Source organism: Streptomyces sp. NPDC088730, assembly GCF_044751215.1.
GTDB lineage: Bacteria > Actinomycetota > Actinomycetes > Streptomycetales > Streptomycetaceae > Streptomyces.
Genome location: NZ_JBIVLK010000011.1, coordinates 63183 through 79339 on the forward strand (window position 1 = coordinate 63183; position 16157 = coordinate 79339).

Genomic DNA, 16157 nt, shown 5'->3' on the forward strand with positions numbered 1-16157 from the left:
GACGGAGCCGGTCCCGGGTTCTCGACATCATCGGCATCATCTGCCAGAAGAATTTTCCCACCGCTCGGTCCTGTGATCATCCCGAACCTCGTCGTGGCCCCGCCGGGGATTCATCGGGGCCCGCGGGACCGCCCCCCTCGCGCTGTCCGGCACCGGGCCCCGGCGCCCGCTGGTAAAATGGGCCGACGCTTGCGATATCGCCGGGGCCCGTGCCGAGGAGCACGGGCCCCGGCGCGTTACGGAGGCCCCCACCTGAGGAAGGTTCCCCATGAACGCGAAGCCGCCCGCCTCCGGACACTCCGGCGGCCGCACGAACCGGCGGGCCGAACCGGCCCGGGAGGCACTCGGCTCGCCCTCGCCGGCGAGCGCGAGCCCGGGGCTGCCGCCCGCCGGATCCTTCGCGGAGCTGGGGCTGCCCGACGCCCTGCTGACGGCGATGAACGGTCTCAAGGTCACCGAGCCCTTCCCCATCCAGGCGGCGACCCTGCCCGACGCACTGGCCGGCCGGGACGTGCTGGGGCGGGCGCGGACCGGTTCCGGCAAGACGCTGGCCTTCGGGCTGGCCCTGCTGGTCCGTACCGCCGGGCGGCGCGCGGAGGCCAAGCGGCCTCTCGCCCTGGTGCTCGTCCCGACGCGCGAGCTCGCCCAGCAGGTGGGTGACGCGCTGGAGCCGTACGCCCGGGTGCTCGGGCTGGGGATGACGACGGTGGTCGGCGGGCTGTCGATGAACCGGCAGGCGGCCGCGCTGAAGGCGGGCACGGAGGTGGTCATCGCGACCCCGGGCCGCCTCTGCGACCTGGTCTCGCGGCGCCACCTCCACCTGGACCGGGTCGGGATCGCCGTGCTCGACGAGGCGGACCAGATGTGTGACATGGGCTTCCTGCCGCAGGTCTCGGAGATCCTGGACCAGGTTCGCCCCGACGGGCAGCGGCTCCTCTTCTCGGCCACGCTCGACCGGAACGTCGACCAGCTGGTGGAGCGCTACCTCCACGAGCCGGTGCTCGTCTCGGTCGACCCGGCCCGCGCCTCTGTCACCACGATGGAGCACCACGTCCTCAACGTGCACGCCGCCGACAAGTACGCGGCCGCGACCGAGATCGCCGCCCGCGAGGGGCGGGTGCTGATGTTCCTGGACACCAAGGCGGGCGTGGACGCCTTCACCCGCCATCTGAAGAGCAGCGGAATCCCGGCGGCCGCCCTGCACAGCGGGAAGTCGCAGCCGCAGCGCACCCACACGCTGGACCAGTTCCGGAGCGGCGCCGTCACCGCGCTGGTGGCCACGAACGTGGCGGCCCGCGGCATCCACATCGACGAGCTGGACCTGGTGGTGAACGTGGACGCGCCCACGGACGCCAAGGACTATCTGCACCGCAGCGGCCGCACCGCGCGGGCCGGCCAGTCGGGCAAGGCCGTCACCCTCGTCACACCGGGCCAGCGGCGGGACGTGAGCAAGCTGATGTCGGAGGCCGGGATCCGGCCGACGGTCACCCAGGTGCGCTCCGGCGAGGCCGAGTTGACGCGCATCACCGGCGCCAAGCGGCCGCCGGCGACCAAACCCGTCCAGACCGGCAGGCGGCCGTTCCGGGGAATGGGGGCCCAGGCCCCGAAGGAGAGCCGCCGCGCCGCGCAGTCCCGCCAGGAAGCGGAGGCCCGCAGGGCGTCCCAGGTGCGCAAGGGCCGCTGACCGGCGCGAGCCCGGCCCGTCGCCGCCCCGGCCGGGCCGGGCTCCCCCGGCCCTCCAGCGCTCCCGCGGCCATCGCCCGGGCGGCAACAGACGCCATCCGCAGGACGCGCTGAGAGGCCGCCAGCGCCTCGATCTCAGCAAGCCGTGGAAGACCGTGCCTGCCGACGCATCATCGCTGATCCCGCCTGCTCTTGACCAGCTCCGTGAGCATCCCGAGGTCGTATCCGGGGAGGTCCCAGGCCTTCTGAAGCGGTTGGCTGAAGTACTGGATCCGCGTGATCCACGCGGGGTGCGCCACCGCTTGGCCGTCGTCCTCGCACTCACCCGTGTGCGGTGCCGGCCGGGGCGACCTCGCTCCTGGCGGTCGGCGAGTGGATCGCCGACGCTCCGGCGCACGTGCTGGAACAGGTCGGCGCCCGCCCCGATCCGCTGCTGCCCAGGCGGCTTTCGCCCGCCGAGACAACGGTCCGCCGGCTGATGGTCCGCCTCGACGGCGACGCGCTGGACCGAGCGGTCGGCGGTGGGCTCGCGGACCGCAGGCCGAAGGCAACCAGGACCGCCGGCCTCCGCGGCCTGGCCGTGGACGGCCAGAGCCTGCGTGTCGCGGCCAAGGCGAAGGGCCGGAAGATCCACCTGCTCGCCGCTCTGGAACACACCACCGGCCGGGTCCCTCGCGTCCCTCGCCCAGCTGGACGTCGGCGAGAAGACGCACGAGATCACCTGCTTCCAGCCGCTACTGAACACTGTGGCCGGACTGGCCGACGTCGTAGTCACCAGCGACGCGACGCACACACAGCGCGAGCACGCCGACTGCCTCCTGGCCCGCGGTGCCCACTACATGGTGATCGTCAAGGACAGCCGGAAGAAGCTGCGCAGGCAGCTCAAGCCCCTTCCTTGGAAGGACATCCCGCTTCAGAGCCGCACCAAGGGCGTCGGCCACGGCCGCTCGGAGATCCACCGGATCAAGGTCGCCACCGTGAACAACATCTCCTTCCCCGGCGCCCACCAGGCCGTCCAGATCAAGCGCCGCCGTACCGACCGCATGACCGGCAGAACCACGATCACGACCGTCTACGCAGTCACCAGCCTGACCGCCGGGCAGGCCACCCAGGCGGCCCAGCTCGCCCGACTCGTCCGCGACCACTGGACGATCGAGGCCCTCCACCACGTCCGCGGCACCACCTTCGCCGAGGACGCCTCACAGCTGCGGACCGGCAGCGCACCCGCGCGATGGCCACCTGGCGCAACCTCGCCATCGGAGCCCTCCGGACAGCTGGAGTGAAGAACATCGCAGCCGGCCTCCGTCACAACGCCCGCGACCCCGTCGCCCCCTCGGCCCCGGATGAGCACAAACCCGGCAGCACACGACTACGCCGAAGCCCTGCCGGAGCAGCGACAGGAGGTGATGGAGGAATGGACAAGGCACCTTCCTCCGGGGCCCATCACCAAAACCGACAAATCAAGTCGGGGCGACCCAGGCACTCGCCGGGCCCCTGGCCTCAACCCGCGACAGTCGAAGGCCAGTTAAGCGATCCCGGGAACTCGCGCAAGCCCTGCCGTGCCGGGCGGCCACGGACCATATCTCCGCTGTACTGCATGTAATTATTTTCAGACTCATTTCAGCGCGCAACAGAGCAGTTGATCCTAGAAATCTGCACGTCAGGCGGCCCTTCGGCGTGGCGGTTTCTCAACCGTGCCGTGCCACCCGCGTCTACCCATCGTGTATCCAATGACATATTGAGTATCGAATATGTTGCCCACCTGAGGCCCTCACCTGGTGCATCGAAGCTAATACGGTCAGCCACGACCCTTTGCTGGAAGTTCGAGAAATGACGGATCCACCAAAAACGAAAGGTTCAGATGCAAGTACTTGTTGTCAGCCCTCCGAACTCAAACACCGTGATCGACGGCTCCTCGTGCACGGTCACGAATCCCGAGGAACACACCGACTGGTCCGACTTCCCAAACCTGGGCATCCTGACGCTGGTCTCGGCTCTACGCGACGTTCCCGGCGTCGAACCGATCTACATCGACGGCACTGTGGTTCCGTGGCCGGATGTCTTGAAGTATGTCGAGGACAACGCTTCCGACATCCTGGCGTTATGCGTCAGCGCCCTGACCGCGACGTATGAGGCAGGCCTCGGTCTCTGCTCGGCAGCAAAGAGCATGAATGGCAGAATAGTCACGATCTTTGGGAATGATCACGTCACGGCGCTCACCCGCGAGTGCCTGAGCTCGCAGAGCAGAGTGATCGACTATGCGTTCGTGGGTAACGAAGTTATAGGGAGCTTCGTCAACCTGATCACCGCTCTCAGTGTCGGCGTGGACATCAACACGCAGTCGCTGCCCGGACTGAGCTGGAACGACGGGCCTCGCGTGGTTACTACTCCACAGCAGCCGGAGCCCCTGTACACGCAGGTTGACTACACCCTGATTGACAGTGTCTTCAAGCACTCCAGTCTGTACCAGAAGAACTTCAACCGGCGGATCGTGCCCACCTTCGCCCGGGAGACCGGGCGGCAGGTCCACTGCGGCATGCCCATCGAAATCGGGCGAGGCTGCATCAAATTCGCCCATAATGATGCATGCTCCTTCTGTTCCATACAATTCGGTGGCATGTGGCGCAATGCCGTACCCTCGGCGGAAGCGGCATGGGAAGTGATACATGCCGCGCACCAAGGCGGCTACGACTACCTCTACTTGACCGCGGACGAACTGCCGTTGACGTTCGGTCGGCTTCTGCGGGACATGGGGGCAGCACCGCCCGCCTGGTGGCGGTCCCTGTCGGAAGATGACCGTCCGGTCATGGTCGGCTACGCAAGAGCCGACGGCCTGTCCAACGAGCGGCACGCAGCCATGCTGCGCTCCCTTGGTGTACGGCAGTTGATGGTCGGCCTGGACGCCGGAACGGCCACCTCACTGCACGCCATGAAGAAGCCGCTCGCCTCCATGCGGGACGTGAAGTCCGCCTTCCGAGCCGACCGCATGTTCGAGCACAACGTCCAAGCGATGCGCGCGGCGAAGAACACGGGTCTCCTCCTCAAGGTGGGCTTCGTCATCGGTCACCTGGGCATGGACGGGATCCTGCTGCGTGAAAACGTTGACTCGATGAAGACGCTGCTCGAGGCAGGAGCCGACAGCATCGCCTCGCTGGATGTCGAGGTGCTGTCGCCCGAACCGGGCTCACTCGACTTCAACATGCTCCTGGACCCCGGCCTGGCACGTGCGCGAGCCGTGGAATTGGCTCTCAGCCTTCCCGATCGCCGTGTGCATGAGCAGCGCGCCGTCAAGTGGCGGGACAAGGACATCATCGATCGGGAGCAGGCCATGGCCGATTACGTCGAATCAGTCATGCCTGGGCTCACCCTCGCCGATCTGGCGGAGGCCCGCGCGGAGGTACGCGCCCACGGTGCGAGGATGGGGATCACGATCGGAGGATGAACGGTGACCGCCTCGACACTCCTAGCCTTCGCGGGCTTGTGCCTGCTCCTTTCGATAACGCCAGGCCCAGACACATTCCTCGTGCTCAGGTACAGCCTGTCCGGTAGTCGATCCGGGATTGCGGTGGCCGTCGGCTCCGGCTTGGGCTCGATCCTGTGGGCACTGGCCGTCGCACTGGGCATCAGCGCCTTGCTGCATGACGCCGGCATGGCATTCCTGCTGGTCAAGATCGCGGGCGGTCTTTACCTCCTCTACCTGGGGCTGCAGGGCTTGCGTCGAACCAGCGACACCACGCTGGACGCTCGGCACGAAACTCCCGGAATGAGGGCAGGCCTTTGGGCCGGACTGGTGTCTTGTCTGCTCAACCCGAAGGTCGGACTCTTCTTCCTGGCAGTCGTCCCTCAGTTCCTCAGGGCGGACGCAGCCGGCTTCGTCTCGGTCATGGCTCTTGGTGCGATCGACGCAGTGGTCGCAGTCATCTGGCTCGCGGCCGTCGCCGTCGGTGCCGCCCGCGCTATGGCGTGGCTCAAGCGCCCTCGCGTGGCACGCGCTCTGGAAGTCGTCAGTTCCTCATTCCTCGCGCTCGTTGGGGTCGGCACTCTGGCCACGGCTGCCCGTGAGGGCGCGTAGCCCAACAGGTGCGCCGACGCTCCTGATCGTGAGTGGCTTGCGTGGCGGTCGTCGTAGGCCAGGGCTCGGCGCGTGCCTGGATCGCCCCAACTTGAGTCGTTGGTTCTGGTGATGAGCCCCGGAGGAAGGTGCCGTGTTCTTTCCTCCACCATCTCCTGCCGCTGCTCCCGCTCGCGCAGTGCCTCGTCCGGAATCTCTCGGTGAGGGGTAGTCAGAAGTAAAGTCTGCTGCCTGGTAGTCGAGTTCAAGTCCAGCACTGAACCAGGAGGGGCCTGCGGGGTGCGGGATCGGCTCTGCTCGCTGCTAGCCCTGGTGGTCTGCGCGATGCCCCTGTCCGGCCACAACTCGATCACCGCGGCGGCGGAGTGGTGCCGACGTGCGACGCCAGAGGAGCTGGCCGCCTTCGGCCTGCCCTACCACGCACTCCTTGGCCGTTACCGGGTCGTCCGGGCTGATGGACGCACTCGTGATGCCCGGGGCGCACGCCTGGAGTCGCTGCAACAGATGGCTCGACCAGCGGTCAGTGGCACTCATGACCATCGCGTCTGTGTCCTGGTGCGCGGCGGCGTACGCGGACTGCGCCTCGGCCTTTTCCTCTTCCATGCCAGGAAGAGCCTCCTGCATGACGGTCAGCTCCGCGAGTTCCGAAGATGCTCGGCGTTTCGCTCCAGGCGCGCCGCTAGCTCGCGCACAGCGGCCTCTGGATTGGTGACCTGGCGCTGCTGGGGAGAGATCATGTCTTCCGCAAAGGCACGTACGGCCACAGCGGCATTGATGATCCGCGCAGTCCGCATCGGCTGCCGGCACTCTTGCGTCCTCGGCGGCTCGCGCGGCGCGTCGGGCGAGACGTATCGGCTCGGTCGACACCCTCCTGCGCATTCGCGATCCGTTGTCCGTTCGCTCTTTGGTGGTGCTGGGGCGAGGTCGTCCTCTTCGCCGCCTGCACCGCCGCCCGCATCGGCGAGGTCGCCGGCTGCCGCGTCGGGGACATCGACACCACCCAGCGCTTACCTGCACCCCGACATCCACAGAGTCACCGCCGCCGGAACCGCGCTCTCCGCACACCTCACCGCCATCCCGCGCCCCACACCCGCTCCCCCCCCATCGCCATGACCCGCTGAAACGCCGGTCAAGCGAGCCCTGGTCCCCAACCGGTCCCCAAGAACGCCTCAGGGCCGGTATCGAATACCTCCGATACCGGCCCTGATCTGCGACTGTCTCCAGTCGGGACGACAGGATTTGAACCTGCGACCCCTTGACCCCCAGTCAAGTGCGCTACCAAGCTGCGCCACGTCCCGATACCCGCCTGACCTGGGGTTTCCCCCTGGCCGAACGCGCATGAGAACAATACCGCACTTCAACGGGTGGTTACGAACACCTTTGGGCGCTTGACCTCAACCATGCTTGATGTTGAACGCTGTGGCACATGACGCACACAACCACCGGCCCCGCTGCCGCCTACCGCGATCTGCACCGGCTGATGAGCCTGATGACCGGCGACGAGAAGCACGACACCGCCGCCACCTCGACGCTCGACACCCTGTGGGTGCTCTACGACCGGGTGCTACGGGTATCACCGGAAACCGTGGACGCCCCCGACCGCGACCGATTCCTGCTGTCGAAGGGGCACGGGCCGATGGCGTACTACGCCGTCCTCGCCGCGCACGGCTTCTTCAGCGAGGAGCTGCTGGCGGGCTTCGGCTCGTACGGATCGCCGCTCGGCCACCATCCGGACCGGCTGCTGGTGCCCGGCGCCGAGATCGGCAGCGGTTCGCTGGGGCACGGGCTGCCGCTGGCCGTGGGCACCGCGCTGGGGCTGCGGGCCCAGGGGCTGACCGGCCCTCGCGTGTGGGTGCTGACCGGGGACGCAGAGCTGGACGAGGGCAGCAATCACGAGGCGATCGCCTACGCGGCCCCGGCGGGCCTCGACCGGCTGCACACCGTGGTGATCGACAACGCCTCGGCGACGTACGGGCGCCCCGGCGGCATCGCCGGCCGGTTCGCGACCGCGGGCTGGTCGGTGGCCTCCGTGGACGGACGGGACCACGAGGAGCTGTACGCCGCCTTCACCGCGCCGCACCCCGGACAGCCGCGTGCCGTGGTCGCCCGGGTCGCCCCCAAGCGCTGAGCTCCCGCGTCAGCCATCCACCGGACCGACGGACAGAAAGAAGAGGAAGACCTCCCATGGACACGATGCGGGACCGTTTCATCTCGACCACCTCGCGCCTGCTCGACGAGGACCCGCGGCTGGCGCTCGTGCTGGCCGAGATCAGCCGGGACGGCTTCAGCCGGGCCGAGCGCACCCATCCGCACCGCGTCGTCAACGTCGGCATCCGGGAACAGCTGCTCATCGGCGCCGGGGCCGGAATGGCGCTCACCGGGATGCGGCCGATCGTGCACACCTTCGCCAGCTTCCTGGTGGAGCGCCCCTTCGAACAGGTGAAGCTGGACTTCGGCCACCAGGGCGTGGGCGGGGTACTGGTCAGCGCCGGAGCCTCCTACGACTGGCCGGCCGGCGGTTTCACCCACATGGCCCCCGGCGACGTCGCCCTCCTGGACACCCTCGACGGCTGGACGGTGCACGTCCCCGGGCACCCCGACGAGGCCGAGACACTGCTGCGGGAAGCCGTCGCCGGGGACGACCGGGTCTATGTGCGGCTGTCGATGCAGTCCAACGAGCGGGCGCGCCCGGTCGGCGGGGCGGGCGGGTTCACCACGGTGCGCGAGGGGACGGACGGCGTGGTGATCGCCGTCGGCCCCATGCTCGACAACGTCCTCGCGGCCACCGAGGGGCTCGACGCGACCGTGCTCTACGCGACGACGGTGCGGCCGTTCGACGGGGACGGCCTGCGCCGGGCGGTGGGCGAGCGGCCGGCCGCCGACGTGGTCATCGTCGAGCCGTACCTCGCGGGCACGTCCACCGCGGCGGCCAATGACGCGCTCGCCGCCCGCCCGCACCGGGTCCTGGGCCTCGGCGTCGCCCGCGAGGAGCTTCGCCGGTACGGGCAGATGGACGAGCACCTCGCCGCTCACGGCCTGGACCCGCGAGGCCTGCGGCAGCGGATCGGCGCGTTCCTCGGCCGGTGAGCAGCCCGGCCGGGACGGCCGCGGCGGCCGGACGCGCTCAGTGTGCCGCCAGCAGTTCCCCGTACCAGGCGAGCGTGGCGTCGACTGTGGCGGAGATCGGGTTCGGCACCAGGCCGAACGCCCGCTCGATGGCGGAGGAGTCGACGATCTGCGCCTCCGTGTGCTGGTAGAACATCTCGGCGTACGCCGTCATGAACTGCTCGTCGAACGGCCCGAACGGCCGGGGTTCCGAGACGACGGTCAGGGTCAGCGGACGGCCCACGCGCTCCTCGATCATCTCCAGGATCCGGCGCGTGGTGAGCGCCGGGGCGGTGGGCAGGTGCCAGACCCGGCCGTCGCCGTCCGGGTTCTCCCCCAGGGTCGCCAGGCCTGCGGCGACGTCCCCGATGTACGTGTAGCTGTGCGGCAGGTCGATGTCGCCGAACGCCGGGACCTCTCCCCCGGTCAGCGCGGCGGGGAACACCGCGCCGCCCAGCGTGGAGTTGAGGACCCCGGGCCCCACGAAGTCGGCCGAGCGGCCCAGTACGACCCGCAGCCGGCCCTCGGCGTGCGCGGCGAGGTAGCGGGCGTCGAGCTCGGCGCGCATCACGCCCTTGTCGGTCGTGGCGTTCCACGGGGTGTCCTCCGTCATGACCGCGCCGTGCGTCTCGCCGTACGGGTAGAGCGTGTCGAGCACCACGAGGCGGGCGTCCTCGGCCTCGACCGCCGCGAGTACGGCCCGCTGGATGCGGGGCATGGCCTCGACCTGGAGGTGGTAGGCCACGTTCACGCAGTGGTAGACGACGGCCGCGCCCTCGACCGCCGCACGGGCGCCCTCCACGGTGGCGACATCGGCGGCGAACCGGTCGACGCCCTCGAACGCCGGGCCGGCGGCCGCCCGGTCGACGAGCCGGACCGGGTGGCCGCGGCGGACGAGTTCGACGGCGAGTGCGGTGCCGGCGGGGCCCGCGCCGAGGACTACCTGAAGATCACGTGCTGCGGTCATGACGTACTCCCTGTGATGCGGATGTCGCCCGGGTTCGCTGCCGCGACTCCGGTCGCTATGGATTATCACTTCTGTTAGACACAGTAACTCTCGCGACGATGCCTCGCAAGACCGACTGTTAGACTCCATAACTGGAGTGAGCTTGCCTAGCGGAAGGGGCCGGGGATGGCCGAGGCGCACCAGGGGCCGCGGGCCCGGTACCGGGAGCAGACCCGGGCGGAGATCAAGGAAGCGGCCCTGCGACAGCTGGCCGACGGGGGTGTGGCGGCGCTGGCCCTCACCCGGATCGCCAAGGACATGGGCCTGTCCGGGCCCGCGCTCTACCGCTACTTCGCCAGCCGCGACGACCTGCTGCACGCGCTGATCAGGGACGCCTACGACGATGCCGCCGCGGCCATCGGCGCGGCAGCCGCCCGTTCTGCGGCTGAGGCGCGGAGTCCGCGCGAGCGGCTGCACGCGCTGGCGGTGGCGTACCGGGCCTGGGCGGTCGGGGAGCCGCACCGGTATCTCCTGATTCAGGGCGCGCCGGTACCGGGGTATGTCGCGCCCGCTGACACGCTGGACCGGGCCCGCGCGGCGCTGGGACCGTTCCTTCCGGTGTTCGCCGGCGGGACGCCCGGGGCGGGTGTGGCCCCGGTGGTGGCGCAGATGGCCGCCTGGCTGGACGGGGATCCGGCCGTGGGCGGCTGGGTGGCCGAGTACGCGGCGGACGCCGCCGCCGGCCCGGCGGGCGCAGCCGGGGCTCTGGCCGGTGCGCTCCTCGCCTGGGCGCAGCTGCACGGATCGGTGGGCCTGGAGGCGGCGGGCCAGTTCGAGGGGATGGGGCACAGCGGGGGCACCCTGCTGGACGCGCAGGTCGGAATGCTGGCGGACACCTTCGGCCTGGAGTGAGCGCACCGCTCCCCCGGGCGCACGACGCGGATCGCCGGACGGGCCCAGGGGCCGGTCCGGCGATCGGTGTGTGCGGTGGCGGGTGTCAGGGGTGGATGAGCACCTGGGCCAGGGCGACCCGGCCGGTGCCGGACGTCACGATCCTCACCGTGCGGGTCCGGCTGTCCAGGTTCACCAGCGTCGGACGCAGCGCCTTCCCGCTGACGTGCACCGTGCCGTCGTCGGTGACGACGTCGAAGTCGGCCGTCGTGGTGGAGGCGTCGTTCCAGATCTCGACCTGCCGGACGTGCCGGACAGCGCCGAGGTCCGCCTGCCACCAGGCTCCCGCCTCGGAGAGCGTGCGGGTGTCGGTGTTGGTGTCGGCGTCCAGGGCGAGCGCCGCCGTCGCCGCTCCGTCGGTCGAGGACTGGGTGGCCGTGCCGGTGCGGGCCAGGTCGGTGCGGAGCTGCTCGACCTGACCGCCGTGTGCGCCCGCCCGTGCGGCGACGGCGAGCGCCTGGGCGGGCAGCCGGTCGAGGCCGGTCAGGTTGTCCGTCATGACGGAGCCGGTTCCGCCGAGGGCGGGGGCGGCGGTGTCGGTCCAGTTGCCGCGTGCGGTGTTCCGGATTCCGTAGTCCGCCCAGTTCGAGACCCACTTGTAGCCGATGCGGGTGATGACGTTGCGCTCGACGGTGATGTGCGAGGACTGCTCGTCGAGGTAGATGCCGTTCCCGTCGCGCTCGGTGTTGCCGTACGCGGAGCGGTTGATGTAGTTGCCGCTGAGGACGGTGCCCGGCTGCGCGCCCTGGGTGTAGATCGCGCCGCCGTCGTGCTGCTGCTGTGCGACCTCCATGACGTCGGTGATGCGGTTGCCCGTCACCTTGTTGTCACGCAGGACGGACTTCTGGGCCTCGGGCTGGTTCCAGCCCCAGCCGACCGAGATCGCGGAGTACGGGAGGTGGTCCAGGCTGTTGTGGTCGACGCTCAGCCCCGCCTCGTAACCCGCCCAGATGCCCACCGAGTCGGTGTACTCGACGCCGGAGCGGCTGATGGTGTTGTACGCGACGGTGTTCCGCTCCCCCGCCAGTGACGCCGCGGGCATCGGTTCGGTGTCTCCGACGTAGACGGCGCCCGAGGACAGGTCGGTGAAGGACGAGCGGGTCAGCGCGCTGTCCTTGGTGCCGGCCTCCAGGATCGCCCCGGCCCCGCCGAGATGGCTGAACCGGCTGCTGTCGACGCGTACCTTCCGGCCGCCGCGGACGGTGACCGCGGCGGACGGCTTGGTGTAGTAGCGGCCCGCGTGGTCGACGGGGCCGGTGGCTCCGGTCAGGGTGAGACCGGCCTGCATTCCCGCGTAGCCCTCGTCGGTGCCGGGCTGCCGGTACGCCGCGTACGCGAAGCCGATCCCGCTGACGGTGACGTCATGGGCGCCGTCGACGACGAGCAGCTGTTCGGTGTGCGGGGTGACGGTCCGCGCGCGGCGCATGTCCTCGCCCTCGCGCGGCAGGTAGGTGACGGTGCGGCCCTTCGAGTCCCAGACGAACTCGCCCGGCTGGTCCAGGAGTTCGGGGGCGTTCTCGAAGAAGGCGACACCGCTGTAGCGGGTGGAGTCGACGGCGGTGGAGTCCCAGGCGGGGCCGGTGCGGTCCGTGCCGCTCGCCGAGTTGGTCCAGCAGGGCTGGGCGAAGGTCATGGTGTCGCCGCTGACGCCCGCGATCCGGCAGTGGTAGTTCCGCCAGCGGACCCGGATCACCGCTTCGGCGTCGGTGGGGCGCTGCCAGTGGTCGATCCCGGTCGCGGTGGCGCCGGTCATGCCGGTGGCGGTGGCGTCGCAGGTGCTCGCCGCGCAGGCCTCGCCGCGGGCGCGGGTGGCGCGCTTGCCGTCGACGAAGAGCTGGCGCGGGGTGACCCCGGCGGGGACGGCGGCCCTCCAGGTGCCGTCGGCGTTGCGGTGCCAGCCGGTGATGTCCTGTCCGCCGGAGAGGACGGGGCGGGCGCCGGGGGCGGCGGCCCAGGTGGTGCCGGAGTCGTCCGGGCCGAGCTTGAGGGGCGCGTCGAGCCGGTACGTACCGTTCTTGAGGAGGACGCGCACCTCGCGCGCCTTCTCGGTGCGGGCCCGGTCGCGGGCGCCCTGCGGGGTACAGGGCCGGCTGACGGTGCAGGAGGTGCCGCGGCCGTCGGGGGCCGCGTACAGGGTGCGGGTGCCGGGTGCGGCCTGGGCGGCCGGGGCGGTGAGCAGCGCGGCAAGGAACGCCGCGGTGGCGGCGGCGGCGGTTCCTCGTACGGCGTTCAGGGTGCGGTTCACGCGGTGGCCTTCCAGTCGGGGTGGCCGGGCATGGGCGGGTTGACGGCCCCGAAGAGCCAGTCGCGCAGGAACGGGTCCAGGCTCCGGTCACCGGTGACGTCGACGGTGTGCCGGATGAACTGTTCTGTGGTGTAGGTGGAGTCCTTGAAACGCTTGACCCACTCGCGCATCACCGTGTCGAACTTCCGCCGGCCGGCCCGCAGGCTCAGGGCGTACAGCACGAGTGCGCCGCCGTCGTAGATGTTGGTGCCGCCGAGCGCCTTGGGCAGTCCGGGCGGGCCGTCGGCCGCGCGGACGGCGTCGAGCTTCTCGTACGTCGTCCGCATCTTGTCCTCGAAGACCGACCAGCCGCGCTCCTCGCCGTACAGACCGGCGTAGTACACGGCGGGGCCCTCGTTGAGCCAGGCCTGCTGCCAGTCGTCCGGGGTGACGGAGTCGCCGAACCACTGGTGGACGAGCTCGTGGACCATGGTGGTCTCGTAGCCGGGCTGTCCGTCGGCGTTGGGCTTGAACCAGTTGGTGGAGAACAGCGACAGGGTCTGGTTCTCCAGGGCGTCGGTGTAGCCGTCGTAGATGTGGACGCCGTAGACGGAGAACGGGTAGCGGCCGAACTTCGCCTCCAGCCAGGCGAGGTGGTCCGGGGTGCGGGCCACGATCGGGCCGTACTTCTCCTCCTGTCCCTGGGGCACGATGTGCCGCAGCGGGAGGCCCCGGTGGCTGGTGCCGTACAGGTAGGTGCCCTTGACGACGGCGATGCCGATGAGTTCGGTCGCCATCCGCTCGCGCAGGGCGAAGTGCCAGACCGCGGAGCCGTCCGGGCGCCGGGACTTGTGGGTGAGCTCGCCGTTGGCGGTGGCGACGAAGCCCTTGGGGGCGCTGATGTGGAAGGTCCAGGTCGCCTTGTCGGACGGGGTGTCGTTGCACGGCAGGAAGGTGTCGGCGCGCGAGGACTGGGCGGCCGAGGCGAATCCGCCGTCGGTGCCGAAGTTCCAGCCGGTGAGGCCGAGCCGGGGCGCCTTGCCGTTGCCCCGGTAGCCGATCTCGACGGTGAACGCCTGTCCGTCGCGGAGCGGGCGCGCCGGGGTCACCGTGAGCTCCTGGCCGCTCCGGCCGGGCGTGAGCTGCCGGCCGGCGGGGCGGCCGGAGACGGTCACCGTGTCGATGGTGTGGCCGTCGGTGTCGAGGTTGAACGCGGAGAGGTCCTGGGTGGCCCTGGCGTTGATCTTCACGGTGCCGGTGAAGTCGTACGTGACCGGGGTGAAGTCGAAGGTCAGGTCGTAGTGGAGGACCTGGTAGCCGCCGTTGCCGAGGGTCGGGAAGAGCGGGTCCCCGACTCCGTCGGCGCCGGGCTTCGGGTCGAAGCGGTGCGGTCGCGCCGCGGCGGGTGAGCCGAGGGCCGGTACGGCGACGGCCGCGGCGGCTGCCGCGCCGCCGAGTCTGAGGGCCGTACGCCTGCTGGTGGGAGCGGTCATCACTTCCTGCCCTTCTGGAAGGCGTCCTCGAACTCTCCCCGGGCCTGCTCGGCGCCCTTGGCCAGGTAGTCCTTGACCAGCTGGTCGTAGGCGGACATCGGCTTGCGGCCGGAGATGATGTCCTTGAGGGCGTCGCCCTTCAGCGTGTTGAGACTTCCGGTGCCCTTGGAGTCCCAGGTGGGCGAGGAGTACTGGAGCGTCGGATCCTGTTCCATGATCGGGATCATCTTGGTGAACGTGTCGTGGACGTGGCGGACGCCCGGCTCCGAGTCGGCGCTGAAGATCGCGGGAACGGCGGAGGCCACGAACTTCCAGGGCACGGTGACGTCCTGGGTGCCCTGCTTGGTCAGCGCCGGGTTGCCCTGCGCGTCACGGGTGAAGTCCTTGCCCTCGACCCCGTAGTTGATGAGGGTGTACTCCAGGCTGCCGAACGGCGAGGCCGCGAAGTCCGCGAACGCCAGGATCTCCTTGACGCGGTCACCGGACGCCTGCTTGACGTGGGTGTTCTGGAGCTCCACGTTGTCCATCCACGCGATGGCGTCCTTGCCGACCGGGACGAACGGGCGCGGGTCGTACTTCTTGTCGACCGCCTTCATCGCGGCGACGTAGCCGACACCGGGTGCCAGGTAGGTGGGCATGCCGTCGTAGACGTAGGCGCCCTTGCCGTTCTTGAACATGTCCGTGTACTGGGCCTTCTGCGCTCCGGACATCTGGAGCGTGCCCGGGTAGAAGCAGCCCGCCTTGTACAGCAGCCGGGCGGTCTCCACCGCCTTGCGGAACTCCGGAGTCTCCAGATCGGTGGTGAACTTGCCGGTCGTCTCGTCCAGCCGCCAGTAGTACGGCGCACCGGCGGACATGGCGAGCATGCTGGTGGCGCCCGCGATGATGGCGTACTGGTCCTTCTTGGGGCGGGTGAGCTCCTTGCAGAGCTCGACGAACCGGTCGAGGTCGGTGATCTGGTCGAGGCTCGTGACGCCGGCCTCCTCGAACAGGTCGTGGCGGTAGACACCGGCGCCGCCCGTGCCGGTGCGCGCGATCGGGATGCCGTAGAGCTTTCCGCCGAAGATGGCCGACTGCCAGGCGCCCTTCGGGATCGCGGCCAGGTTGGGGTAGTCCTCGGCCTTGTCCCCGGCGAGGTACGGGGTCAGGTCGGCGCACTTGGCCTGGAGGAACGCGGACTTGTTGTCGACCCCACCGGTCTCCGGGTACATGAACAGGTCCGGCAGGCTGTCGCTGGCGACCATGGTGGAGAACTTGGTGCCGTAGTCGTCGGCGGGGACGGCGGTGATGTCCACCTGGCCGCCGAGGAGCTTCTCGATCTCCTGCCAGGCGGCGTTCCGGCCGCGCGAGGGCGGCGGCGGCGAGAAGGTCTCCATCGTCGCGCTGATCGGCTTCGCCCCCTTGAGCGGGGTGCCCTTGGTGGCCCGCAGCGGCTTGGCCGGGTAACTGAAGAAGCCCTGCGGGACACCGGCCGCGGTGCCGGCCAGATCGGGCTTGAGCCCGATGTTGCGGATCGCCGTGTCGGGCAGCAGCGAGGCGCTCTTGGCCTCGGCCTTGGCGGTCGTGCCGCCGTCGCCGCAGGCGGCGAGCAGCGGGGCGGCGGCCAGTCCCAGACCGATGCCCGCACCCATGCGGAACAGCGCTCTGCGGTTGACGGGAGTGGAGCTCGACACCTGAATCTCC

General features: G+C 70.0%; 11 protein-coding genes and 1 tRNA gene. 7 read left to right on the forward strand and 5 right to left on the reverse strand.

From position 1 onward, the window contains the following. Positions 1–268 precede the first annotated feature (268 nt). The 4 genes from ACIP89_RS27525 (at position 269) to ACIP89_RS27540 (ending at position 5755) form a co-directional block, all read left to right on the forward strand. Positions 269–1684 carry a DEAD/DEAH box helicase gene (locus ACIP89_RS27525; protein WP_402117298.1) on the forward strand — a complete coding sequence of 472 codons (1416 nt, stop codon included), beginning with the start codon at positions 269–271 and terminating at the stop codon, positions 1682–1684. A gap of 598 nt (positions 1685–2282) precedes the next feature. Next, positions 2283–2966 carry an ISAs1 family transposase gene (locus ACIP89_RS27530; RefSeq protein ID WP_402117300.1) on the forward strand — a complete coding sequence of 228 codons (684 nt, stop codon included), beginning with the start codon at positions 2283–2285 and terminating at the stop codon, positions 2964–2966. 617 nt (positions 2967–3583) lie between these two features. Then, on the forward strand, positions 3584–5125 hold the full coding sequence (locus ACIP89_RS27535; protein WP_402117302.1) for a B12-binding domain-containing radical SAM protein: 1542 nt from the start codon (positions 3584–3586) through the stop codon (positions 5123–5125). 3 nt (positions 5126–5128) lie between these two features. Beyond that, on the forward strand, positions 5129–5755 hold the full coding sequence (locus ACIP89_RS27540) for a LysE family translocator (RefSeq protein WP_401927781.1): 627 nt from the start codon (positions 5129–5131) through the stop codon (positions 5753–5755). A 1224-nt stretch (positions 5756–6979) separates the two neighbouring features. On the opposite strand, the gene ACIP89_RS27545 is transcribed toward ACIP89_RS27540, so the two are convergent. Beyond that, a tRNA-Pro gene (locus ACIP89_RS27545) sits at positions 6980–7053 on the reverse strand. A gap of 128 nt (positions 7054–7181) precedes the next feature. Between ACIP89_RS27545 and ACIP89_RS27550 the strand changes: the two genes are divergently transcribed. Then, a complete protein-coding gene (locus ACIP89_RS27550; RefSeq protein WP_402117303.1) occupies positions 7182–7883 on the forward strand; it encodes a transketolase in 702 nt (233 codons plus the stop codon). A 56-nt stretch (positions 7884–7939) separates the two neighbouring features. Beyond that, on the forward strand, positions 7940–8842 hold the full coding sequence (locus ACIP89_RS27555; protein WP_401927771.1) for a transketolase family protein: 903 nt from the start codon (positions 7940–7942) through the stop codon (positions 8840–8842). Positions 8843–8879: 37 nt separating this feature from the next. Here ACIP89_RS27555 and ACIP89_RS27560 read toward each other — a convergent pair whose 3' ends face one another. Then, a complete protein-coding gene (locus tag ACIP89_RS27560; protein ID WP_401925197.1) occupies positions 8880–9827 on the reverse strand; it encodes an NAD-dependent epimerase/dehydratase family protein in 948 nt (315 codons plus the stop codon). Between the two features lie 165 nt (positions 9828–9992). Here ACIP89_RS27560 and ACIP89_RS27565 point away from each other — a divergent pair, with 165 nt between their 5' ends. Further along, complete coding sequence (locus ACIP89_RS27565; RefSeq protein ID WP_401925199.1) at positions 9993–10718, forward strand: TetR/AcrR family transcriptional regulator; 726 nt, start codon at positions 9993–9995, stop codon at positions 10716–10718. A gap of 85 nt (positions 10719–10803) precedes the next feature. Here the strand turns inward: ACIP89_RS27565 and ACIP89_RS27570 are convergent, their stop codons facing one another. From ACIP89_RS27570 to ACIP89_RS27580, 3 genes are read right to left on the reverse strand one after another with little or no spacing between them, the layout of a single operon-like run. Continuing rightward, complete coding sequence (locus ACIP89_RS27570; RefSeq protein WP_402117304.1) at positions 10804–13002, reverse strand: right-handed parallel beta-helix repeat-containing protein; 2199 nt, start codon at positions 13000–13002, stop codon at positions 10804–10806. After that, positions 12999–14474 (reverse strand): M1 family metallopeptidase, encoded by a 1476-nt coding sequence (locus tag ACIP89_RS27575; RefSeq protein ID WP_401925205.1) that lies wholly within the window; start codon positions 14472–14474, stop codon positions 12999–13001. Before ACIP89_RS27575 ends, ACIP89_RS27570 begins: the two co-directional genes overlap by 4 nt. Next, positions 14474–16147, reverse strand: coding sequence for an extracellular solute-binding protein (locus ACIP89_RS27580; RefSeq protein ID WP_401925208.1), 1674 nt, complete (start codon positions 16145–16147; stop codon positions 14474–14476). Before ACIP89_RS27580 ends, ACIP89_RS27575 begins: the two co-directional genes overlap by 1 nt. Positions 16148–16157: the final 10 nt, after the last annotated feature.

Excerpts from the sequence above, each read along its gene's own strand:
- ACIP89_RS27525 (WP_402117298.1), top strand. The coding sequence starts at position 269 with ATGAACGCGAAGCCGCCCGCCTCCGGACACTCCGGCGGCCGCACGAAC.
- ACIP89_RS27565 (WP_401925199.1), top strand. The coding sequence starts at position 9,993 with ATGGCCGAGGCGCACCAGGGGCCGCGGGCCCGGTACCGGGAGCAGACC.
- ACIP89_RS27555 (WP_401927771.1), top strand. The coding sequence starts at position 7,940 with ATGGACACGATGCGGGACCGTTTCATCTCGACCACCTCGCGCCTGCTC.
- ACIP89_RS27550 (WP_402117303.1), top strand. The coding sequence starts at position 7,182 with ATGACGCACACAACCACCGGCCCCGCTGCCGCCTACCGCGATCTGCAC.
- ACIP89_RS27560 (WP_401925197.1), bottom strand. The coding sequence starts at position 9,827 with ATGACCGCAGCACGTGATCTTCAGGTAGTCCTCGGCGCGGGCCCCGCC.
- ACIP89_RS27575 (WP_401925205.1), bottom strand. The coding sequence starts at position 14,474 with ATGACCGCTCCCACCAGCAGGCGTACGGCCCTCAGACTCGGCGGCGCG.